At 46.6% G+C, this 22,346-nt stretch carries 19 protein-coding genes; 10 read left to right on the forward strand and 9 right to left on the reverse strand.

The window, feature by feature from the left end; all coding sequences use genetic code 11:
• Positions 1-7 precede the first annotated feature (7 nt).
• Positions 8-2,440: a PBP1A family penicillin-binding protein gene (locus QP339_RS01210; protein ID WP_284910074.1), complete on the forward strand. Its 2,433-nt coding sequence runs from the start codon at positions 8-10 to the stop codon at positions 2,438-2,440.
• A gap of 590 nt (positions 2,441-3,030) precedes the next feature.
• Here the strand turns inward: QP339_RS01210 and QP339_RS01215 are convergent.
• Positions 3,031-4,539, reverse strand: coding sequence for a DUF1846 domain-containing protein (locus QP339_RS01215; RefSeq protein ID WP_070620338.1), 1,509 nt, complete (start codon positions 4,537-4,539; stop codon positions 3,031-3,033).
• Between the two features lie 189 nt (positions 4,540-4,728).
• On the opposite strand from QP339_RS01215, the gene QP339_RS01220 reads away from it, so the two are divergent.
• Together QP339_RS01220 and QP339_RS01225 are read left to right on the forward strand one after the other, a co-directional pair.
• Entirely contained in the window at positions 4,729-5,640 is a 912-nt protein-coding gene (locus QP339_RS01220) for an alpha/beta hydrolase (RefSeq protein WP_284910075.1), read from the forward strand.
• A gap of 190 nt (positions 5,641-5,830) precedes the next feature.
• A complete protein-coding gene (locus QP339_RS01225) occupies positions 5,831-6,265 on the forward strand; it encodes a CopY/TcrY family copper transport repressor (RefSeq protein ID WP_070620332.1) in 435 nt (144 codons plus the stop codon).
• On the opposite strand, the gene QP339_RS01230 is transcribed toward QP339_RS01225, so the two are convergent.
• A complete protein-coding gene (locus tag QP339_RS01230) occupies positions 6,262-6,936 on the reverse strand; it encodes a uracil-DNA glycosylase (protein WP_070620329.1) in 675 nt (224 codons plus the stop codon). The genes QP339_RS01225 and QP339_RS01230 overlap by 4 nt on opposite strands.
• Positions 6,937-7,043: 107 nt before the next feature.
• Between QP339_RS01230 and QP339_RS01235 the strand changes: the two genes are divergently transcribed.
• From QP339_RS01235 to QP339_RS01250, 4 genes are all read left to right on the forward strand, one after another.
• The gene (locus tag QP339_RS01235) at positions 7,044-7,922 is read left to right on the forward strand and encodes a Cof-type HAD-IIB family hydrolase (RefSeq protein WP_284910076.1); all 879 of its coding nucleotides are present in this window, start codon (positions 7,044-7,046) and stop codon (positions 7,920-7,922) included.
• A gap of 68 nt (positions 7,923-7,990) precedes the next feature.
• Positions 7,991-8,473: a low molecular weight protein-tyrosine-phosphatase gene (locus QP339_RS01240; protein ID WP_284878957.1), complete on the forward strand. Its 483-nt coding sequence runs from the start codon at positions 7,991-7,993 to the stop codon at positions 8,471-8,473.
• Positions 8,473-9,015: a TIGR01440 family protein gene (locus tag QP339_RS01245; protein WP_070620320.1), complete on the forward strand. Its 543-nt coding sequence runs from the start codon at positions 8,473-8,475 to the stop codon at positions 9,013-9,015. Before QP339_RS01240 ends, QP339_RS01245 begins: the two co-directional genes overlap by 1 nt.
• 47 nt (positions 9,016-9,062) lie before the next feature.
• A complete protein-coding gene (locus QP339_RS01250) occupies positions 9,063-9,527 on the forward strand; it encodes a Dps family protein (protein ID WP_284910077.1) in 465 nt (154 codons plus the stop codon).
• Between the two features lie 275 nt (positions 9,528-9,802).
• On the opposite strand, the gene QP339_RS01255 is transcribed toward QP339_RS01250, so the two are convergent.
• From QP339_RS01255 to QP339_RS01275, 5 genes are all read right to left on the reverse strand, one after another.
• The gene (locus QP339_RS01255) at positions 9,803-10,579 is read right to left on the reverse strand and encodes a glycerophosphodiester phosphodiesterase (protein WP_284910078.1); all 777 of its coding nucleotides are present in this window, start codon (positions 10,577-10,579) and stop codon (positions 9,803-9,805) included.
• Positions 10,580-10,599: 20 nt separating this feature from the next.
• A complete protein-coding gene (locus QP339_RS01260; RefSeq protein ID WP_284910079.1) occupies positions 10,600-11,718 on the reverse strand; it encodes an ABC transporter ATP-binding protein in 1,119 nt (372 codons plus the stop codon).
• 3 nt (positions 11,719-11,721) lie between these two features.
• Positions 11,722-12,600 (reverse strand): carbohydrate ABC transporter permease, encoded by an 879-nt coding sequence (locus QP339_RS01265; protein WP_284910080.1) that lies wholly within the window; start codon positions 12,598-12,600, stop codon positions 11,722-11,724.
• Positions 12,600-13,487 carry a carbohydrate ABC transporter permease gene (locus QP339_RS01270; protein WP_246818949.1) on the reverse strand — a complete coding sequence of 296 codons (888 nt, stop codon included), beginning with the start codon at positions 13,485-13,487 and terminating at the stop codon, positions 12,600-12,602. The genes QP339_RS01265 and QP339_RS01270 overlap by 1 nt, the downstream gene beginning before the upstream one ends.
• Before the next feature lie 76 nt (positions 13,488-13,563).
• A complete protein-coding gene (locus QP339_RS01275) occupies positions 13,564-14,919 on the reverse strand; it encodes an ABC transporter substrate-binding protein (RefSeq protein ID WP_284910081.1) in 1,356 nt (451 codons plus the stop codon).
• Positions 14,920-15,120: 201 nt separating this feature from the next.
• Here QP339_RS01275 and QP339_RS01280 point away from each other — a divergent pair, with 201 nt between their 5' ends.
• The 3 genes from QP339_RS01280 to QP339_RS01290 all read left to right on the forward strand — a co-directional run bounded on the left by QP339_RS01280 (position 15,121) and on the right by QP339_RS01290 (position 20,554).
• Complete coding sequence (locus QP339_RS01280; RefSeq protein ID WP_284910082.1) at positions 15,121-16,668, forward strand: Ppx/GppA family phosphatase; 1,548 nt, start codon at positions 15,121-15,123, stop codon at positions 16,666-16,668.
• A 28-nt stretch (positions 16,669-16,696) separates the two neighbouring features.
• Positions 16,697-18,838, forward strand: a complete 2,142-nt coding sequence (locus QP339_RS01285) for an RNA degradosome polyphosphate kinase (protein WP_284910083.1) — start codon at positions 16,697-16,699, stop codon at positions 18,836-18,838.
• Positions 18,839-18,925: 87 nt separating this feature from the next.
• Positions 18,926-20,554, forward strand: coding sequence for an ABC-F family ATP-binding cassette domain-containing protein (locus QP339_RS01290; protein WP_284910084.1), 1,629 nt, complete (start codon positions 18,926-18,928; stop codon positions 20,552-20,554).
• 42 nt (positions 20,555-20,596) lie between these two features.
• Here QP339_RS01290 and coaA read toward each other — a convergent pair whose 3' ends face one another.
• Both coaA and QP339_RS01300 read right to left on the reverse strand, forming a co-directional pair.
• Positions 20,597-21,532, reverse strand: a complete 936-nt coding sequence (coaA, locus tag QP339_RS01295) for a type I pantothenate kinase (protein ID WP_070620293.1) — start codon at positions 21,530-21,532, stop codon at positions 20,597-20,599.
• Between the two features lie 12 nt (positions 21,533-21,544).
• Entirely contained in the window at positions 21,545-22,276 is a 732-nt protein-coding gene (locus QP339_RS01300) for an acyl-[acyl-carrier-protein] thioesterase (protein WP_284910085.1), read from the reverse strand.
• Positions 22,277-22,346 lie beyond the last annotated feature (70 nt).

The following is a 22,346-nucleotide window of genomic DNA, read 5'->3' on the forward strand; positions in this document are numbered from 1 at the left end:
TTTTAATATGTCTGAAAAAGACCGCCGCCACCAGCGCTACAATAAGAAGCGACAACCGCGCCAGGCCTTATCAAATCAGTCACTTTGGAAAAAAATCATCCTTGCTATCGTCGGTTTCTTTGCCGTCATAGCCCTCCTCTTGGGCCTAGTCTTCGCCTACTGGGCCTTCAGCGCGCCCGAACTGACTGAAGACGAATTGCGGGGCTCCATGGCCTCCATTGTTTACGACAACCAGGGGCAGGAGATCTATGAAACCAGTCAGAATGAACGGCGGATTGTCAAAGAAGATGAAATTTCTCAGTTAACCTTTGATGCCGTCACTTCGATCGAAGACCAGCGCTTCATGAAGCACAACGGGATCGACCCCAAACGGATTATCGGCTCCCTGATTGCTAATATCAGAGCGGGGGGAATATCCCAAGGGGGTTCTACCCTGACCCAGCAATTGGTCAAGCTGTCTGCCTTTTCAACTAAGTCCGAAGACCAGACCTATAAGCGTAAGGTCCAGGAGATGATGCTCGCCCTCCAGCTCGAACGAAATTATACCAAAAAAGAAATTTTCGAATTCTATATTAATAAGGTTTACATGGCTAATGGAGTCTATGGCATGGGGACGGCAGCTGAGGTATACTATGGAACTAGCTTAAATAATCTTGGCTTGCCGCAGACCGCCCTCCTAGCTGGGATGGTGCAAGCGCCGAATAATTACAACCCCTATACGAATCCTGAGGCCGCTAAGGAGCGGCGCGACTTAGTACTCTCCGAAATGCTGGAAAATGGCAAGATCAGCCAAGCAGACTATGAAGCTGCGGTCAATACACCAATCGATGCTGGACTCCAGCCCTTAGAAGAAAACCGTGAAAAAGAGAATTCCGTCAACCAAGTGGTGGATTCCTATATCCAACAAGTGGCTGAAGACGTCAAGGCCGCTGGTTACGACATGTGGTCAGACGGCTTGAAGATCTATACCCACTTGGATATGAATACCCAAAACTATATTACCGAACTCTTGAACGATCCCAACGGCGCTTATTTCCAAGATTCTGAGGTCCAAGCTGCCGCTTCAATTGTCGATACCAAGACAGGACATATTATTGCCCTCTTCGGCGGCCGTAACCAGACTGAAGCCTTGAGCTTAAACCGGGCCACCCAGTTAAACCGGAGCGTCGGTTCTTCTATTAAGCCTCTGAGTGACTACGGTCCTGCCATCGAACACTTAAATATCAGCCCTGCGACAGGAGTTAAGGATGAGCCTTACCGCTATAGCAGCGGCGACCCGATCAATAACTGGGACCGCCAGCACCAAGGCCTCATCACTATGCGCCAGGCTTTAGCCGAATCTAGGAATATCCCGGCCCTCAAGGTCTTCCAAGCGGTAGGTGCTGAAAAAGTGAATGACTTCCTCAATAACTTAGACATCAACCTCAATAACGGTGAAGGCGTCTATGAATCCAATTCGATTGGCGGGGAAATCACACCCTTGAAATTATCAGCCGCCTTTGCTGCTGTGGGTAATTACGGCGAATACAATGAACCTAAGGCTGTGGATTATTTCGTTACCCTTAACAATGAAAAAGTTGAAGTTTCAGGCGAAAGTCGCCAAGCCATGCGGGAATCCACCGCCTATATCCTGACCGACATGATGAAATCGGTCTTCACCGAAGGCCTATCTGCCCCCTACCATAATGGCGGTATCATTGAAGCCGGTAAGTCAGGTACGACAAATTATACGGACGATCAAATTGCCCGCTTCAGTATTCCATCCGGGGCCGCACCAGACCGCTGGATGTCCGGTTTCACCACTAATTATTCAATCTCCATTTGGATGGGGTATGACAATCCAAACTCCCCTAATGGTTACATCACAGAAAGTGCCGGTCATGCGGTGGACTATCTCTACCGGCAGATGATGGATTACGTTTCTAACGGTGCCCACAATGAAGACTGGCAGAAACCCGATACTGTCCACGAAGCCAACCTAGTCGCCTTATCCAACCCGGTCCGGCTCGCCACAGCTTCGACACCTTACAGTCAAACCACCCGTGACTTGATCAATGAAAACCTCTACGAAGAATTCAAAAACTCTGCGTCAAGTCCTGGAAACTTGGACCCTAACGGCAGCTACTATAGCCACTCTACCCGCCGTTACAACCGGGCACCAAGCTATGAATCCACTTACCAATCTGGCTACGGCGACGAAGACTATGAAGACAGCTCTGGTCGGTCTAGCCGGTCTGTATCGGATAGCCAGGTTGATGGGCAAGACGAATACGGGCAAAGTCAGCCGACAGACAGCGGTCAATCAATAAGATCTCAAAATGGCATACCCGATCAGGGAGCAGGTACAGGTGGTCAATTCCCACAATCTGAAACACCTCAAAGGTCTGGAGGTACAGCAAGAGAAACCCCAACTGCCCCCGATCCAGCATCTTCTTATTAAAGACAGATCCTCGCTTATCATTTGTATATATGGTAAGCGAGTTTTCTTTATATTTTTTTATTTAAATTAATGAATTTATTTGGAGCCATTACCCTTGTGAGCAGGAGTGGAGCTTTGAATTTGATCATTAGTCGTGACCAAGCAAGCATTAGGGTGCGAGTAAGAACGTTCAGCTTAGGATGCTTGGAGTAAGTTGGAATAAGGGCAAGCCCCGTTTGCACGTTTCTGACTTGCGAAAGCACTCCAAAACTGCTCTTGCGAGCCCGACTAGATGTAAATTAGGGATCGTCGGCATTAGCCGTTACGAGCCCTTTGAAGCTCGCTAGATGAGAAGAAGGTAGCAACGCTGCTAGCACAGGCTTGAACTTCATCTCTAAATCGAGAGCTGAAGCTGCTCGAAACGGATAAAGTACAAGACGGCTTCAGCCGTATTGATCCTCTAATCATTTAAGGGCCAAATTCAAATGCGAAACGTATGCTCATCACTGCAATTAACTGATAACTGAACAAACAAAAAATCTCGCTTCCCTCCTTTCCTGGAGTCGAAGCGAGATTTTAGTTTGCTTATTATCTTTTTGCCGACTTGTACCCTAATTAGCCAGTAAGTTATTAGCTGAATAAACAGGGTCATTGGTAATATCAATCCCCAAACGTTTGATGGTCTTTTCATTCTCCCGGCTGAGGATAAAAGTCGCGTGAGCCTGGCAGTTCGCCAAGGACTCTAATTGGTCATAAGCCGCCTTGGCAGTCGGATTGGTTACCGCACTCATGGACAAGGCGATCAAGAGTTCATTGGTCGTCAGGACAGGCACCCGGCTGTGGAGGGCTTCCCGCTTGAGGTCTTGGATGGTGTTGAGGATCATAGGAGCAATTAAATCGATCTCATCATTAATGCCAGCTAGGGCCTTGAGACTGTTAACAATTACAGCCGCCGAAGCATCCATAATCTCGCTAGTCCGGCCGGTAACGATCCGTCCATCTTCCAGAGCCAAAGCAACAACCCCTTGGATCTCATTCTTGCCGAAGCGTTCTTGGACTTCAACCTCATAGTCGCGAGCGGGTTGGACAACTGCCCGGTCCGTCGCATGGAGGTCACTTTCTTCCATAATAATTTGCATCCGGCGCCGGCAATCCTCGTCCAAGGTACCTTTGACAAAGTCGTTTTCAATAGCGAAGTAGCGGCGAATAATCTCTTGCTCCGCTGCCTTCTTGCAGAGCTCGTCATCAATAATCCCATCAGCAATACAGTTAACGCCCATGTCGGTTGGCGATTTATAAACAGATGGGGCTTCAGTAATGTTTTCAATAATGCGGCGGATGACTGGGAACATATTGATATCCCGGTTGTAATTAACAGCCACTTCGCCGTATGCTTCGTAGTGGTAGTTATCGATCATATTGACATCCTTCAGATCCACCGTAGCGGCCTCATAAGCAATATTGACTGGGTGCTTCAAGGGCAGGTTCCATACCGGGAAGGTTTCAAACTTGGCGTAAGAAGCATTCACTCCCCTAGTATGCTCATGGTAGAGCTGGTTCAAGCAAGTGGCGAGTTTGCCGCTTCCAGCCCCTGGAGCAGTAACCACCACAACAGGTTTACTGGTCTCAATATAAGCATTCTTGGCAAAGCCTTGGTCGCCAAAAATCGCTTCAATATCAGTCGGATAGCCTTTGATAGCTTCATGGGCATAGACCTTAATGCCGCGGTTTTCCAGGTTGGTCATAAAGGCTTTGGCATTGGGTTGGCCATTGTAGCGGGTCAGTAAGACACTGTTAACAGGGATCCCATAGCGCTGGTACTCCGCAATCAGACGTAAGACATCTTCATTATAGGGAATCCCATAGTCGCCTCGAATCTTATTATTTTCAATATCGCCAGCATAGATACAAATAATGATCTCAGCCTGGTCCTTGAGTGTCGCCAAGAGCTTCATCTTTGCGTCTTCATCGAAACCAGGAAGGACCCGCTTGGCATGCTTATCGCCGATCAATTTACCGCCAAATTCAATATAAAGTTTATCCTTGCCAGACACGCAATCCAGGATATGTTTGGACTGGTGGGCCAGGTATTTTTCTGTATCAAAACCAATTTTATTCATTTGCAACCCTCTTTATCTCTTAATTTTAACGGTCCATGGTCTGAGAATAATTCTCCTTCATACTACTTTAGCACCCTAAAGATGACTTGTAAATTAAATCATCGAACTTTAATCAAAATCTCTGGAAATGAGAGCAAGCTTAAGTTATCATGCAAGAAGAGTTAACTTATTTAGCAAAGGAGCCGCGCCGTGACCTACCAAGTCTACACCCACATCCCCTCAGCCTTAAAAGAACGTTCCTATGTCCCTGTCCATGCCTGGGAGGTTGACCAGCCCCGGGCCATCCTCCATGTGGTCCACGGCATGTCCGAACATGGCGGCCGCTATGAAAAATTGGCCCACTATTTTAACCAGCGGGGACTGACGGTTATCGCCCATGATCAATTAGGCCACGGCGCCCTCGCACGTAAAAACCATAACCTGGGCTATCTGGGAGCGCCCAAGCAAGCCAAGGACATTCTCGTTGCCGATACCTTAGCTGTCGTCCGGGCCTTTAAAAAGGATAGCTTACCCTATATCCTGCTGGGCAATAGCATGGGGGCCTATGTCACCAGGCTCTTCCTTAAATCCTACAGCCAGGAAATTGACGCCTGCATCCTGTCCGCTAGTCACGCCCATGTCCCCTTCATCGGCGGCCTGCGCCGGGCCCTCCAAGTCCTCACCCTGCGAAGTAAGCGAGAGACCAATCTCAAACTCCACCAGCTCATCTTTGGGCAGGAGCCGGTCAAAGCCAAGAACTCCCCTGCCTACCAGGCCACTTGGCGGGCAGGCCAGACCCTCAAAGAAGAGCCTCTGACCGGCTTTGTCTTCACCAATGCGGGCTTTCAAGCCGTCCTCGACTTAGCCCAGCATGCCAGCCAAAGAAACTGGGCCCAGGGAGTCCGCCCAAACCTCCCCATCCTCATCCTCAACGGGGGAGCAGATCCCCTGCATTTTAGAAAAAATGAGCAGGAGCGGCTCAAGGCTGAACTGGAAAGGCAAGGCCTCAGCCAGGTCAACACCAAACGCTTTCCTGGCCACGGCCACGAGCTCTTCTTCTATAACCAGGAAGAGGAGGTCTTCGCCTACATCGGAGCATGGTTAGAGAAAGAAATTCTCTAAAATTCATATAATATTCACATTTAGGTCTTATACTGTAAGTGTACTAGCAAAAGATGTTGATAAAAAGATATTCCTTACTTCCTCTCCCAATTAAGTTAAGGAATGTTCGGTAGAACCAAAAAGGACTGCTTAAGCAGTCCTTTTTAAAACGTAAATCGTTTACAAACGTAGCCATAATGGAGATGATTAGATGTTATCAGGACAAGAAAAATCGGTTAGCCCAGCAGAATGGCAAATCATGCGGGTGGTCTGGGCGCAAAAGGAAACCAGCAGTCGCTATATTATTGATTGCCTGGCCGAAGCCATGGCTTGGAAGGATTCCACCATCAAGACCCTGATCCGCCGCTTAGTGGACAAGGGTTGGCTAGATAAGCAGAAACAAGGTCGGTCCTATATCTACCGGGCTCAGGTCAGCCAGGAAGAAGCCAGTCGTCTGGAACTCAAGACGATTTTTGACAACCTCTGCCAGTGCCAGGCCGGAGAGCTCATCGTCCAATGTATTGAAGACACCCCCCTCTCCCAAGACATGATTGACCATATTCAAGAAGCCTTGGATGAGAAGGCGCCGCAAGCCGTGACTTGTTCCTGCCTGCCAGGTCAATGCCAGTGCCAGGTCAAGCACTAGGGAGTTAATTGCCAGTTGATCGGTGCTTGACCGTCCGCTACAAGGATTTGATTGCACTTAGAGAAAGGTTTGGAACCAAAGAAGCCGCGGTGGGCCGACAAGGGACTGGGGTGAACCGAAGTCAAGACAGCGTGCTTGGTCTCATCGATCAAAGGACGCTTAGCTTTTGACGCATTTCCCCAAAGAATAAAAACAATCTTCTCCTGGCGCTGGTTAAGTTGGGCGATCGCATAGTCTGTTAGCTCTTCCCAACCATGGTTCTTGTGGGAGTTGGCCTGACCCTGGCGGACAGTTAAAACCGAGTTCAATAAGAGCACCCCTTGATCCGCCCATTCCGTCAAGTTCCCGTGCTGGACAGGCTGAAAACCCACATCGTCTGCTAATTCCTTATAGATATTGCGCAAGGATGGCGGAATTGCTACCCCCTTTTGCACAGAAAAGGAAAGGCCATGGGCTTGCTTAGGACCATGGTAGGGATCTTGACCAAGGATAACCACCTTAACTTGGCTAAAGTCCGTCCGTTTGAAGGCTTCGTAGATGTGGAACATATCGGGGTAAACCACCTCTTCTTGGTATTCCTTTTTTAAAAATTCGCGTAGCTTTTGGTAAGTCGGGCCTTCAAAAACGGGGTCCAAGACCTCCTGCCACTGGTTCTCGATAATTTGATGCATGAAAAGCCTCCTTTTACTTTTAACTAGCAGATTTCTAGTCTCTTCAGCCTTAAAATGGTAGAATAGACATAGACTTAAGATAAACTTATTATAGGAGGAAATTAGTGATGATTCAACTGATTGCTTCAGATATGGACGGGACCTTACTCAATGGTAATATGGAAATCCCCCAGGCAAATATTGATGCCATCATGCATACTTACAGCCTAGGAATCCCTTTCATTGTCTGTACCGGACGTAACTTTGAAGAAGCTAAGATTGTGCTCAATGAAGCAGGCATTCGCTGTCCAATTATCGGTCTCAATGGGGCAATCGCCTTTGACCGGGACGGGACGGTTGATTATGAAATCCCCTTGGCGGATAAAGAAGCCCTGGCTATCCTTGACCGGGGACGTGAACTCGGCTACTACATGGAAGCCATGACTTCAAAGAATGTCTATTCTAGTTCCAGAACCCAACGTATCCAAGGCATTACCCGATTGATCCAGCAGATGAATGTTGGTATGAGCCAGGAGGAAGCGGAAACAAGAGCCACCCAATCAACTGAAGTTACTAATATCGACTACCGGGACGACCTCAGAGACCTGATCAATAAAGAAGGACAAAAGATCGTGAAGATTACCTTCACCCACCAAGACCCTGACCGCCACCTAGTCCCTCTCAAAAAAGAATTCCTACAAAAATTCGATGACATTTATGTCACCTCTTCCTTCAAGTATAATATTGAAATCAGCCAGACCCACGCCAATAAAGGGGCAGCCCTCAAACGTTACTGTCAAGAGCACGGCTACGACCTCGACCATGTCCTAGCCATTGGCGATAATTATAACGATATCCCCATGCTAGAAATTGCCGGCCACAGCTTTGCCATGGAAAATGCCGTAGACGCAGTTAAAGAAACCGCCAAGTACCAAGCTCGGTCTAATAATGCAGCTGGTCTTGCGGGAGCCATCCAAGAAATTCTTGACCGAGAAAAAGAAGGCTAGTCTCAAGCGCTGCAGCTTCTAACTGTGTTATACTAATAGTAATAAATGATTACAGTTGGAGGAAGCCCATGTTTAATTTCAACCGCATTCGTGTTCTCTTTGTCTGCCGGGCCAACATTTGCCGGTCTCCCATGGCTGAAGCTGTCCTTCGCCAAAAGGTCAAAGAAGAAAAATTAAGACGCAAAATTTCTGTCGATTCAGCAGCCATTGAAGATTGGCGGGTGGGAAATCCCCCCCATCCAGAAACCATTAAAATCCTGGAACAATTCCATATTGATCCTGGGAAAATGAAAAGCCGCCAACTGACCGCAAAGGATGGTAAGAAATTCGACTATATCATCTGCATGGACCAAGACGTTAAAGAAGATGCCCTAGAACGTATCCCCAGCCCCTACCATGACCGCGTTTACTTATTCAATGAATTCTTGGGAAGTGATGACGATGTTCTAGATCCAATTATAACTAAAGACTTTTTAACAACTTTTGATGACATTTACGAAGGTGTCAATGCCATTACAGAGACGATCGTAAAGGAAAGGAAGTTATCGTAATGGAATCTCTAGCAAAAGAATGTCGTGACCTGGTTGAAGAATTGATCCAGGAAGCTAATTTGAAAGCTGGTCAAATCGTTGTGGTTGGCTGCTCATCATCCGAAATCATTGGGGAGCGGATTGGTAGCCAGTCCTCGCCTGAGATTGGTCAGGAAGTCTTCCAGACAATTCACGAAACACTCAAAGCCCATGGTATTTACCTAGCGGCCCAATGCTGTGAGCACTTGAACCGCGCCCTAATCTTGGAGCGGGAAGCCCTTCCCCAAGCTATTGAGGTCAATGTGGTTCCCCAACCCAAGGCCGGCGGATCTTTTGCGACCGCGGCCTACAAGGGTTTTGAAGATCCCATTGCCATTGAAGCTATCCAAGCCGACGCCGGTATTGATATCGGCAACACCTTGATTGGTATGCACATCCTGCCAGTCTGCGTGCCGCTCCGTCTCCAACACCACCGGATTGGTGAAGCTTGGGTCAACACCTGCCGGAGACGGCCTAAGTCTATTGGCGGGGAAAGAGCCCACTACAACAAAGATTTAAAATAGCTTATTTTCTCTAATGGGTTTATAATAGAGTCAAGGAGGAATTTGACATGACATTTGAAAAATCAAAAAAGAATCTCAACCAATTAGTTGCAGACTTAAGCCAAATGAAGTTGATCCTACATAAGACACACTGGTACATGCGTGGAGCTAATTTCCTTTTCCTCCACCCTCTCCTCGACGAGTGGATGGACGAAATCGATGAACAATTAGATCAAGTTTCTGAACGTCTCATTACGATCGGCGGTTCACCCTATGCGACCATGGAAGAATATATCGAACACAGCAAATTGACCAATGAAAAAGGCAACTGGGAACAATCCACCCAGGAACGTTTCGCTGAACTCCTCGATAATTACCGTTATCTAGTTGGCTTCTACCGTGAAGCTGTCATTGAAGCGGATGAAGAAGGCGACGGCGTGACCAATGACCTCTTGCAAGGCCACCAAAACGCTCTTGAAAAACGTATCTGGATGTTAGCCGCTGAATTAGGCCAAGCTCCTGATATCTATTAAATTTAAATAGCCAAACAAAGGGACCCCTAAGGCAATCAATGCCTTAGGGGTCCCTTTTACTGGATTAGAATAAAAATTTAACCAAGATCATGAGGCTGGGACAAAAGTTCCAGCCTCTTTTTTGAATAGTGAATATTTTTCTAAAACCTGCTCCAAAAGTCAGGCCTGACATCCACTTCACGAACTATGAGAAATCGTTAGTAAACGTTTTCTCATAGTTCGCGGACAGTTGCTATAGCTGTTCGACGCGCAGCGAGTTACAGATATAGTATGCGTTAGCTGGTTAAGGCCTGATCGACCTTTGTCACACTCTCAATCTCGAGCTTACGATCTTTCAGATATGCCTTTAGACTGATGGGGTCATTGGTGATGAGGCCATTGATGCCTTTATCCATCAAGCTTTCCGTTAAATCGAGGTCATCCACCGTCCAAACATTTACCTTGATGTCCCTAGCCAAGAGATCCTCCAGCATGGCCTCATTAATAGCGAAGAAATGGGGATGGTAATAGTCAGCCCCATGTTCCTGGCAGTAGCGGCCGGGCGAAATAATGCTGTTGGCTTCAAGGAAGGCGCAAGATAAGTCTGGTGCTAGGTCTCTCACCTGCTGGATGCTGTAATGGTTGAAAGAGGAAATAAGCACACGGGCCCCACACTGATACTTTTGGACCAAGTCGACCACTTTTTGAGCCAGGCCAGGATATGGGTATTGGTTGGTCTTTAGCTCAATGTTAAGGAGCATATCATTGCCTTGCAGCCACTGGAGGACTTCCTCCAAAGTGGGAATCTGCAGGTCTTCGCTAGGACCAACTGAAGCGAAACCATAAGAAAAGTCAAAGCTTTTGAGCTCAGCCAAACTGTAATCCATGATCCGGCCGCTTCCATTAGAGGTTCGGTCGATGGTCTCATCGTGGCAGACCACAACTTGACCATCCCGGCTTAACTGGACGTCCAGTTCTATACCATCCGCCCCAGCAGCGTAAGCTTCTCTAAAAGCGAGCATGGTATTTTCTGGGAATTTGGAACTGTAGCCTCTATGCGCTAATATTTGCATATTTACCTCCTCGATTATTTTTAAAAACGCTTGGGAGCTAAGAGTGATTCGCCTGTTTCCTTATCAAATAAGACAATTTGGCTCAAGTCCAAGCCCACATAGATATCCGTATCATATGGAATATGGATGGGCGGGTTAAAACGGGCCGTGCATTCTTGGTCGGCTTCGTGGAAGTCAAAGTAAACATAGGTGTCTGACCCGACTTGCTCCACATTATTGGCGTGAACATGGATAACATTCGATCCTTCGCGACTCTCTGCATGATAGAGATTTTCAGGACGGATACCAATCAAAATATCCCGGCCATCTGCTTCAACCAGGAGACGTTCTTTTAAGTCGTCTGTTAACATGAAGCATTCATTAGCACTCTGCATAGCTGGTCCTTGGTCAGTAGAAACCAAACTAGCATTGATCATGTTCATCTGCGGACTCCCGATAAACTCAGCCACAAAACGGTTGACAGGATTGCGATAAAGATTGTCTGGCGTATCAAATTGTTCAATCCGCCCCTGATTGAGGACAGCAATCCGCGTCCCCATCGTCATAGCCTCCGTCTGGTCGTGGGTCACATAGATAAAAGTGGTCCCTAACTCGCGGTGGAGTCGAACAATTTCTGAACGCATGCTTACTCGCAATTTGGCATCTAAGTTAGAGAGGGGCTCATCAAGCAAGAAGACTTTTGGCTTTCTCACCATGGCCCGGCCCAGAGCAACCCGCTGTCTTTGTCCACCTGATAGAGCAGCCGGCTTACGGTCGAGAAATGGCGTTAACTGCAGAACTTCAGCGACTTCTTCTACTCGTTTATAGCGGTCTTCCTTGGAAACGCCCTTCATCTTCATGGCAAAGGCCATATTATCCCGCACATTCATATGAGGATAGAGGGCATAAGATTGGAAAACCATAGCGATATCCCGGTCCTTGGCCGGCACATTATTGACCAGGTCATCCCCAATATAGAGCTCACCTTCCGAGATATCTTCCAAGCCTGCGATCATACGTAGGGTGGTCGACTTCCCGCAACCGGAAGGCCCTACTAATACAATAAATTCCTTGTCGGCAATATCCATATCAATATTATGGATGGCCTTATAACCATCTTCGTAAATTTTTCCGACTTTATTTAAAACTACTTTTGCCATTTTCTACCCCTTTACTGCACCTTGTGTTAAACCTTTTACCATATTCCGTTGGCCGAAGATAAAGATAGCCAAACTTGGTAGCATACAAATTACAACTCCAGCAACCATGAGCACCATGGACTGGGAATCAACACTGTTGAGCATGCCAATCCCAACTTGAACCGTCCGCGCCTGGTCATTATTGGTCACTAGGAGTGGCCACATGTACATATTCCAACCCGATAGGAAAGATTGGACGGCCATGGCGCCGATTGTTGGCTTCAATAACGGCGTCATAATGGTGAACAGGAAACGGATATCAGAGCAGCCATCGATCTTAGCTGCCTCGTAAATTTCATAAGGGAAGTTCTCCAAGGCTTGGCAGCACAAGAAAATATTGAAGGCTGAAACCATATAAGGAACGATGAGAACAACTAAGGTATCATTCCAACCCCAAGAAGATACCATCAAGAATTGAGAAATAATCACTGCCTCACCTGGAATCATCATGGTCGATAGGATGAGGGCATAGATAATCTTCTTGCCCTTAAATTCAATAAATTGGAAGGCGAAGCCAGCCAATAATGAGGTAACAATCTGCGAAGCTGTGATGGCTAGGGAAACAATGAGGGAGTTTTTGATATAAGTGGCAATTGGTGCCATGGAGAAAACATCAACAAAGTTAGTGAAAGTAATTTCTTGCGGAATGAGGATGCTTTCTGGATTATAGAGTTCACTAGCAGGTTTGATAGCCATTAAGAAGGCATAGATCAAGGGAAACATCACGAAGAGCCACATGATCACATTTAAGATTAAGAGCCACCAGCGATTCTTGGATTTACCCCGCGGTGGATTAGCTTGTTCTTTCTTTAGGCTTTTGTCTTGACTGAGTACGGATTCCATTAATGATCTAGCCCCTTTCTGACTCTAAACATGATAAAGGTGAGTAGCATAACGATGAGGAATAAGATAACCGACTCCGCTGAAGCAAAACCGTAGCGGTAGTTCATGAAGGCATTGCGGTAGATATCATAGACAATCACGTTGGTCGCTTCACCAGGTCCACCCTTGGTCAAGATATTGATTTGTCCGAACCCTTGGAAGGCATTAATAATATTGGTGACCAGAACGAAAAACATGGTTGGTTTCAGGGACGGAAGGGTAATATTGGTAAACTGTTGGAAAGAGTTGGCCCCATCAATCGAAGCCGATTCGTAGAGGCTATCATCAATACTAGCCAAGCCCGAACTGAAGTATAAGAAGTTCATCCCGCTATTCAACCAGCCGGTCAAAACACCGACTGCGATCAGGGCCAGTGTAGGATCGGTCAGCCAGTTAACCGACATGTTAAAGGCCTGGTTGATAATCCCAATCGAAGGATTCAACATGACCTGGAAGATCATGGCCATCCCTGCCGAAGCAATAGCCATGGGCATGGCATAAGAAGTTGAGAAGAACTTCAAGCCAGGGAATGTTTTTTGACAGAGCAAGGCGGTCGCGAAGCCGATAACCACCCCTGTCGCTACCACAATCAGTACAAATTTAAGGGTTACAATGATAGAGTTCCAAAAACTAGGGCTTTGAAACAATTCAATGTAATTATCAAATAAAATAAATTCTGTGCTCCGTCCCATCCCGTCCGTTAAGAAACCGCTCCGGACGATGGTTTGGATAAAGGGCCAGAACATAAAGAGCACTAAGATTAAAATGGCTGGAATGAGGTAGGTATAACCTTGCAGCTTCTTCCAGCTGCTCTTTTCTTTTTTAACCATAGGAATTTTTGCTTCCAATCCGATCTCTCCTTCTAAAAGAATAAATAGCTGAGAGATAGCACCCAGCTATTTATGGCATCATCGAGTTGTTGATTTATTTGTTAACCTTGTTGTAGTTTTCAAGGGCAGAATTGGTTTGTTCAGCCATCCGTTTCACCACATCAGCTGGTGCATCTGACCCATTGAGCAGAGTTTCTAGCTCAGCTTCATAGATTTGACGAGCTTCTTGGTTAACCCCTGAAATAGCCCCTTGGTCGGATGGTTCAGAATCGTGTAATTGGTTAATAGCTGTTTCAAATTGTGGGAATTCCTCCAAGTTCTTCTTGAACTCTTCTTCTTCGTGGGAATTTAAGTTAACAGGGAAGTAACCTGTTGCTGCATTCCACTTAGCTTGGACTTTAGGTGATACCAGGTATTCGATGAACTTCCAAGTCGCATCTTTCTTAGCATCATCTCCAGAGTCGATCATCCAGAGGGAAGCCCCACCGATCGATACCCCTTGGTCATCTTCAGCTGTTAGACCTGGATAATAAGCCGTTCCAACTTCGAAGCGGTCATTCACTTCGGTCAAGATTTGACGGAGGTTGGCGGTTGAGCCAACGGTCATTGCCGCTTGGCCTGAAACAAATTCAGGTTGGCCACCTTCGCGGCCTACATTTGGCATATAGCCCTTCTCTTCGCCTTCATTCCACATCTCGAGGACACGTTCCATCGAGCCGTTGTCATCGAAAACTACTTCCGTTGGTGCGGATTCCCGACCGTTGCCGTTGTTGAACATATCTTCGCCCATCTTATTAATCCATTGTTCAATATACCAACCATAAACCCCAACAGAGATAGGCATGGTAACGCTATCTTGTTCAGTTAGTTTATCTGCATTCTCAAAGATTTCTTCCATGTTAGAAGGTGCTTCGGACATGCCAGCTTGTTCAAGGACATCCTTGTTGTAGTATAAGATCGGCGTGGATGAGTTAAAAGGCATGGAATGGAGCTTGTCATCCAAGGTATAGTAAGCTAAAAGGTTAGGTTCTAATTGACTTAAGTCAAAGTTGTTCTTATCAACATATTCTTGAACAGGAACTGTTAACCCTGAATCAATCATAAAGGCTGTCCCTTGCTCGAAAACTTGCACCAGGTCTGCTCCTACCGCTTCACCAGAAGCAGAAGATCTTAACTTAGTCAAGGTTTCATCATAGGTCCCTTGGTATTGGGCATTAACGAAGACTTCATCTTGGGAATTGTTAAAGTCTGCCACTAACTCATCTAGGGCTTTCCCTGTTTCCCCGCCCATGCCGTGCCAGAAAACAAGTTCAGTCTTGCCTTCGCTGTCAGCAGAATTGGCTTGACCAGAATCTGTACTGCCAGCGTCGCCAGAATTACCGCAACCGGCTAAAAGCAAGCTGAGTCCGGATAAAATCACGGTTGATTTCAATAATTGGTTAAGTTTCATTTTATTTTTTCCTCCAAAGATTTATTTAAGCTATCTGTATTGTAACCATCCATTATTAATTCAATGTAAATTCAGCGTAAATTTTACATGAATATGTAAAAAATGTGTAAATCCTCCCTGCTTTTTACTACAGACTTTCCACAGTCTCCGTTATACTAGGACTAGACAGTGAAAAAAGTCTAGAAACGGAGTGACCCTATCATGAAAGAAAGAATTGGCCTCGTCGACATCGGTTCCAATACCATCCGTCTGATTGTGGTGGATATTGACGACCATTTTGGCCTGCATGAAATTCAAAATATTAAGATCCCAGCTCGTCTTTACCATCACTTAGATGAAGAAAATATCATGGACCAAGCCGGGATCGACCTACTCTGCCAAATCCTCGATAACTTCGCCCATGAATCCCAAATCCTTAAGGCTAACAAGCTTCTCCCCAAGGCCACCGCAGCCATCCGCCAGTCCAAAAACTACCAGGAAATTTTGGATACGGTCAAAGAGCGCACAGGCATCACGATCGATATCGTCTCTGGTGACAAGGAAGCCTACTACGGCTACAATGCGATCATCCACACCATGTCCGACCACGATGCGCTGACTATCGATATCGGCGGGGGGTCAACTGAAATTACCTATTTCAAAAACAAAGAAATTCAAGCTTCCCATTCCTTCCCTTTCGGCGCGGTCTCCCTAACGGAAAAATTCTTTGCTGACAAGGACCATGACGATAAGTCCGCCATCAAAAAAGCCCGCAAATTTGTACGCAAACAATTTGCCGACTTTGACTTTATTAAAGAAGCCCAGCTCCCCATTATTGCTGTGGGGGGGTCAGCCCGTAACGTCACCCGGGTCCACCAACTCCAGAACGACTACCCTCTGGCCGGTATCCATAATTATCAGATGTCTGAAGAAGACCTCGAAGACACCCTGGACCTCTTTCTCTCCTTGTCCGATAAAGAACTGCGCAAATTGGACGGACTCTCAACCGACCGAGCAGATATCATCACCCCAGCTTGCCTGGTCTTTAGCGAATTGATGGCCTGTGTCCAAGCCCCCTGCTTTAAATTTAGTCAATACGGCTTGCGCGAAGGCATCCTCTATGAATATATTGAAGACCACTACCCTGCCCCCTACGATATCTTCCATATCCAAAGACAGACCATTGAGGGCTTAACCAACACCTACCACTTCTCCATGGCAGACCACGCCCAACGCGTGGATATCGTCCGCCAAGTCTATACCTGCCTCAACCAGCAGGAATTCTTGGACTGGAATGACCAAGAGAAACGCCTGCTCATCTATGGTGCCTACCTCTATTTCTGCGGCCGCTTTATCGAAAGAGGGGCCGCCTCCCAACACACCTTTTACCTGCTATCCAACTCCAATATGAATGGTTTCGACCACAAAGAGCGGGTGGCTATTAGCCTCATTGCTTCCTATAAAAATAAAACACTTTTTAAACAATACAGCGAAGAATTCCAAGACCTCTTCACAGAAGACGAATTGGATCGGATCCAAGCAATGGGCGGTTTAATCAAGTTTTCAGAGTCTCTCAATGACTCACACTTCAATATTATAAGTTCAGTTGATATGATTATTCAAAATGATACATTAATTTTACGTATTTTTTACAATGGTACGTTAATATCAGAAGTGTACCGTGCGGAAGATCAGAAGAAACATATTGAGCGGATTATTGACCGCGATATCCAGCTCGATTTTATTCCGACGACTGCGCATAATCTATAAGTTTTAAACTTAGGAAGGGTTGTAAACTATGACTGAAGACAAAGCGAAAGATATTAAGAATCCGGACTACTATGACAACCGGGAAGTTTCCTGGCTATCCTTTAACTACCGGGTCCTTCAAGAAGCAGCGGACAAAAGAAATCCCCTGCTTGAACGTTTAGGCTTTTTAGCCATCGGCAGCTCCAATCTCGATGAATTTATGATGGTTCGGGTAGCTGGCTTACAAGACCAGTCCCACATGCAGGGCGACACCCGGGACTCGAAGAAACATTGGACTCCTGACCAACAGCTTGACGCCATTGCCAAGGCCAACCGAGAAAATGTGGACTACCAATACAAACTCTTGGACCGCTTAACCCAAATTTGTGCTAAAAACCAGATCCACTTCAGTCCGGTAGATAGTCTAGAAGATAAAGAAATTGACCAAGTCAAGCAATACTTTAACGAACAAATTTTCCCTGGCTTGACCCCTCTAGGCATCGATGCCTATCGCCCATTTCCCAATTTAAATAACAAGGTCAGCAACTTGTTCGTTAACCTGCATAGTGACCAAGGCGAAGAGATTGCCATCGTACCGATTCCCCAGCTCTTGGACCGCTACTACCATTTTGAAAAGCAGGGCCAGCACTACCTGGTTGACCTCCACGATATCGTCCAATATTTTATCGGCGAACTCTTTCCTGGCTACCAGGTGCTAAGCAGCTTCTACTTCAGAGTGACCCGGAACGCTGACCTGGAATTACATGAAGAGGGGGCCCAGGACCTCTTAGTCGTCATCGAAGACTATCTTAAGAAGCGTCGCAATGGAATCGCTGTACGGATTGAATTCGACCAACGCCAAGTGGATCCTGAGAGCTTCCACCAAAATGTAGCCTTCCTCATGGATGAGCTCCAACTCCAGGACCGCGATGCTTACTTCTTGAACGGTCCCCTCGACTTAACTGGTCTCAACGAAGCGGTCGACCTCTTAGAAGATACTTTCCCAGAAATGACCTTCAAAGACTTCAGCCCCGTCTACCCACCTGAGCTGGAACATGAAGGCCTCTTCGATTATATTGAGAAAAAAGACCTCTTCCTCCACCACCCCTATGATTCCTTCGACCCGATTGTCGAATTTATCTCCCAGGCAGCTGATGATCCAGCGACCATCGCTATTAAGATGACCCTCTACCGGGTATCCAGTGACTCGCCTATTGTCAAGGCACTCAAAAGAGCTGCCGAGAATGGCAAGCAGGTCACCGTCCTAGTCGAACTTAAGGCCCGCTTCGACGAAGAAAATAACGTCCAATGGGCCAAGGTTCTCGAAGGAGCTGGCTGCCATGTCATCTATGGGAAGTCCCACCTCAAGACCCACAGTAAGATTTCCCTCGTTGTTAAGCGCCAAGGCAAGCAACTCAAGCGCTATGTCCACCTTGGAACAGGTAACTACAATGATAAGACGGCCCGGGGCTATACCGATATGGGCGTGCTCACCACCAATCCTGAAATTGGTGAAGATGCCACCAACTTCTTCAACTATCTGAGCGGCTATGCAGAACAACCCGACTACCACCACCTCCATGTATCACCTTTCGATATTCGCGATTCTTATATTGAAGATATAAATGACGAAATCGAAATGCATAAGAAATATGGGAATGGTAAGATCATCGCTAAGATGAATTCACTCACTAGCTTGGATATTATCCGTAAGCTCTATGAAGCCAGCCAGGCCGGTGTCCAAGTTGACCTCATCATTCGCGGCATCTGCTGCCTGATCCCAGGCATTCCCGGCCTTTCCGACAACATCCGGGTCATCTCTGTCGTTGGGCGCTTCCTCGAGCACAGCCGGATTTACTACTTCCATAATAACGGCCAAGAGAAGCTCTTCTTGTCTTCAGCGGACATGATGACCCGTAATATGATCCGCCGGGTTGAGATTGAATTTCCGATCCTGGATCCTTCCATCCACAATGAAATCATGAATATCCTCAAGGTCTATTTTGCTGATAATACCAAGGCTCGCTACAAGCTCCCCGACTCTTCCTATGCCTATGTCCAAAACGATAAAGCAGAAGTCTCTGCCCAAGAAGAGTTCATGAAAAAGGCCTTGGCCAAGAAAAACAGCCAAGGCCCTAGCCAAGCCAAGAAAAGATGGTTCCAGCGCTTACCCTTCTCCTTTAGAAAATAGGGAAATAAGCAGTAAGTATTGATTTCCTGCTCTCTTTCATGTAATATTCGAGAGAAACAATAAATTAAAAAGCGAGGTAAAGCATCCATGTTAACTGTCAGCAATGTCAGTTTGCATTTCTCAGATCGCAAACTTTACGACAATGTGAATTTAAAATTTACCCCCGGTAACTGCTACGGCATTATTGGGGCCAACGGAGCAGGTAAATCAACTTTTCTTAAAATCCTATCCGGTGAAATCCAACCCTCAACTGGCCAAGTCAACTTAGACCCTAATGAACGCCTATCGGTCCTCAGCCAGAACCACTTTGGCTTTGAAGATTATACCGTGATCGATACAGTGATCATGGGGAACAAGGAACTTTACGAGATCAAAAATGAAAAAGATGCCATCTATGCTAAGGCTGATTTCACCGAAGCAGACGGCATCCGTGCCGGCGAATTGGAAGCTCAATTCGCTGAAATGAATGGCTGGGAAGCCGAATCTGAAGCGGCCCAATTGCTCACCGGTCTCGGCATTGAAGAAGCCGTCCACAACCAATTAATGAGCGAATTGGACGAAAAAGATAAGGTCAAGGTCTTACTGGCCCAAGCCCTCTTCGGCAACCCCGATGTCTTACTTTTGGATGAGCCGACTAATGGTTTGGATGCCGCATCCATTGAATGGCTGGCCGACTACCTGATCGACTATGAGAATACCGTGATCGTTGTTTCCCACGACCGCTACTTCCTCAACCGGGTCTGTACCCATATTTGCGATGTGGACTTTGGACGGATCCAGCTCTATGTCGGTAACTACGACTTCTGGAAGCAATCTTCTGAATTAGCCGCTAAATTGCAGGCCGATGCCAATGCTAAAAAAGAAGAAAAAGTCAAAGAACTCAAGGAATTTATCGCCCGCTTCTCCGCCAACGCTTCCAAGTCCAAACAGGCGACTTCACGAAAGAAGATGCTGGATAAGATTGAACTCGACGACATCCGTCCTTCCAGCCGTAAGTATCCTTTTGTCGGCTTTGAACCTGAGCGCGAAATCGGTAACGACGTCCTCACTGTTGAAGGGCTGTCTAAAACGATCGATGGGGTTAAGGTTCTCGATAACATTACCTTCAATCTCAAAAACGATGACAAGGTCGCCTTCGTGAGCCGCAACGACGCTTCCGTTACCGCCCTCTTCAAGATTATCATGGGCGAGATGGAGCCTGATTCTGGTAGCTATAAATGGGGCGTTACTACCTCCCAAGCCTACCTACCACGGGACAGTTCTAGCGAGTTCGATGGCCGTCAAGACACTATCTTAGAGTGGCTCTGGCAGTATGCCAAGACCCCTGAGGAGCAGGATAATACCTTCCTGCGCAGCTTCCTCGGCCGGATGCTCTTCTCCGGCGACGATGTCAATAAGCAAGTCAATGTCTTATCTGGTGGGGAAAAGGTTCGCTGCCTACTCTCTAAGCTCATGCTTTCTAAGGCCAATGTTCTGGTCATGGATGATCCAACCAACCACTTAGACTTGGAATCCATCACCAGCCTAAACGAAGGGCTCATCCGCTTCAAGGGCGTCCTTCTCTTCAGCTCCCACGACCGGGAATTTCTTTCTACTATTGCCAACCGTGTCATCCACGTCAGCGGCAATGGTATGGTAGACCGTATCGACACTGGCTACGAAGATTATCTCAATAATCCAGATACCCAAGAACGCGTCGAACAACTTTATAACTAACAAAAAAGCGTGAAATCATGAGCTCGTGATTTCACGCTTTTTCTAATACTTTTTCATCCAAAGTTGGTCGATATAATGGTTGTCCCGCTTGTGGATTACCATATCCGCCCGGTTGCGAGTTGGTAGGATGTATTCATTTAAATTGACTAGATTAATCTCTTGCCAGATCCGCTTGGCTTCTGCCATGGCCTGGTCTTCCGCCATCTGACTATAACGGTAATGGTGGTTATCAGGATTCTCTGCTGCCTTATGCATGAGCATCTTGAAACGCTCATAGTACCAGCGCTCAATACAGGTCGTATCCGCATCCACATAGATCGATAGGTCTGCAAAATCGCCCACAAAGACTTGCTCCTTATCATCCAATTGGAGTACATTGATGCCTTCAACTATCAAGATATTGGGATTCTTCAAGATTTGCTTAGCCCCCTCGACAATATCATAATTCTCATGGGAATAAACAGGAAAGGCAATGTTCCGTTTATTGTTCTTCACATCCGTCAGAAATTGCAGAAGTTTGGGCATGTCATAGCTTTCGGGGAAGCCCTTGCGGTTAAGAATACCGCGTTTAATCAATTCCTCATTGGGATAAAGAAAACCATCAGTCGTGACTAAGTCCACATTTAAATCAGGGAAGGCCTGGGATAAAAAGAGTCGCAAGAGACGGGCGGTGGTTGACTTGCCGACCGCTACCGAACCTGAAATGGCAATCATAAAGGGTGGGATCTCGGCTTCAATTCCTAGGAAGTGGTTGCGCCGCCGCTGCAAACGGCTATAATTGTCGCGGTAAATGGCAATTAATTGGGTCAGGGGCTCATAGACTTCCATGGCATCTGTTACCGATAATTCATCATTGAGGGAGATAATCTTTCTCAATTGTTTCTCCGTTAAATGAATTTCAATCGAGGGGTGAACTCGTTCCCGGTAGTCTCGCCACTGGACGCGGTCAATAATATGATAGGTTTCTGCTTCAATCAAAACAATTCTCCTTTAGTTTCCATCTCGTAAAAGCCAGCTCACATGGATCCGCGCACAGGAATTTTCTCCCATGAGAATCTGGTGCCAGCTCTGGGCTGGTGTCCCCTCTTCTTCAATTCGATTAGCCAGCTGATAGTCTTGGCCCAGGCCTATTTCATGGTCATAACTGATATCGAAGGTCTGGACGCGGTGATCGGCTATGAAAGTCCCCGGAACTTGGTTAAGGACCCAGCTAAGGTAGACCGAATTATTCACATGCTGGTTGGCGTCAATTTCGCTATAGTGAACCCTTGCTTCTGACAAGCTATCAACTTGCTTTAATGTCTTTTTAAAACGGTAGGGGCGTTCAGCCTTTTCACCAGTATTTTCTGCTTGGAGTTGGTCAGGAATCCGGACAATCTTACGCGCGGATAAGTCCATCAAGCTAAACTGGGACTGGCCCGAGACTACGACCTGACCGTCTGAATCATAGAAGCGGTAATAGCGGTAGATAAAGAAACGGTTGACCTCAATAATCCCTGTCTCTACTCGGACCTTATCGCCCAAGCGGGGGAGATGTTGGCAAGCAAAATGATGGTTCAAGACAATCCAATTATAACCTGCTGGAGTCAGGTCAGAAGGCCAATCATATTCCTGGTTAGCCACTAATTGGAAAACCAAGTCTACCATCCCCTTCATGGTCAGGTCTCCATAGGCATCACAAAAAAGTTCAGTCAAAACAAATTCCTTGCTATAGGCTGCCATCCAAATTCCCACTTTCCAACGTAATCTTCATCTAATTTTACAATACTGTCATCATACCAAAAAATTTAAA

Source organism: Aerococcus sp. UMB7834 (genome assembly GCF_030215145.1).
In the GTDB taxonomy this organism is placed as follows: Bacteria; Bacillota; Bacilli; order Lactobacillales; family Aerococcaceae; genus Aerococcus.

Bases quoted from the DNA above. Each gene is read 5' to 3' on its own strand.
- QP339_RS01225 (WP_070620332.1), top strand. From the start codon at position 5,831: ATGTTATCAGGACAAGAAAAATCGGTTAGCCCAGCAGAATGGCAAATC.
- QP339_RS01210 (WP_284910074.1), top strand. From the start codon at position 8: ATGTCTGAAAAAGACCGCCGCCACCAGCGCTACAATAAGAAGCGACAA.
- QP339_RS01265 (WP_284910080.1), bottom strand. From the start codon at position 12,600: ATGGAATCCGTACTCAGTCAAGACAAAAGCCTAAAGAAAGAACAAGCT.
- QP339_RS01290 (WP_284910084.1), top strand. From the start codon at position 18,926: ATGTTAACTGTCAGCAATGTCAGTTTGCATTTCTCAGATCGCAAACTT.
- QP339_RS01280 (WP_284910082.1), top strand. From the start codon at position 15,121: ATGAAAGAAAGAATTGGCCTCGTCGACATCGGTTCCAATACCATCCGT.
- QP339_RS01260 (WP_284910079.1), bottom strand. From the start codon at position 11,718: ATGGCAAAAGTAGTTTTAAATAAAGTCGGAAAAATTTACGAAGATGGT.
- QP339_RS01250 (WP_284910077.1), top strand. From the start codon at position 9,063: ATGACATTTGAAAAATCAAAAAAGAATCTCAACCAATTAGTTGCAGAC.
- QP339_RS01215 (WP_070620338.1), bottom strand. From the start codon at position 4,539: ATGAATAAAATTGGTTTTGATACAGAAAAATACCTGGCCCACCAGTCC.
- QP339_RS01300 (WP_284910085.1), bottom strand. From the start codon at position 22,276: ATGGCAGCCTATAGCAAGGAATTTGTTTTGACTGAACTTTTTTGTGAT.
- QP339_RS01245 (WP_070620320.1), top strand. From the start codon at position 8,473: ATGGAATCTCTAGCAAAAGAATGTCGTGACCTGGTTGAAGAATTGATC.
- QP339_RS01235 (WP_284910076.1), top strand. From the start codon at position 7,044: ATGATTCAACTGATTGCTTCAGATATGGACGGGACCTTACTCAATGGT.
- QP339_RS01275 (WP_284910081.1), bottom strand. From the start codon at position 14,919: ATGAAACTTAACCAATTATTGAAATCAACCGTGATTTTATCCGGACTC.
- QP339_RS01230 (WP_070620329.1), bottom strand. From the start codon at position 6,936: ATGCATCAAATTATCGAGAACCAGTGGCAGGAGGTCTTGGACCCCGTT.
- QP339_RS01255 (WP_284910078.1), bottom strand. From the start codon at position 10,579: ATGCAAATATTAGCGCATAGAGGCTACAGTTCCAAATTCCCAGAAAAT.
- QP339_RS01285 (WP_284910083.1), top strand. From the start codon at position 16,697: ATGACTGAAGACAAAGCGAAAGATATTAAGAATCCGGACTACTATGAC.
- QP339_RS01240 (WP_284878957.1), top strand. From the start codon at position 7,991: ATGTTTAATTTCAACCGCATTCGTGTTCTCTTTGTCTGCCGGGCCAAC.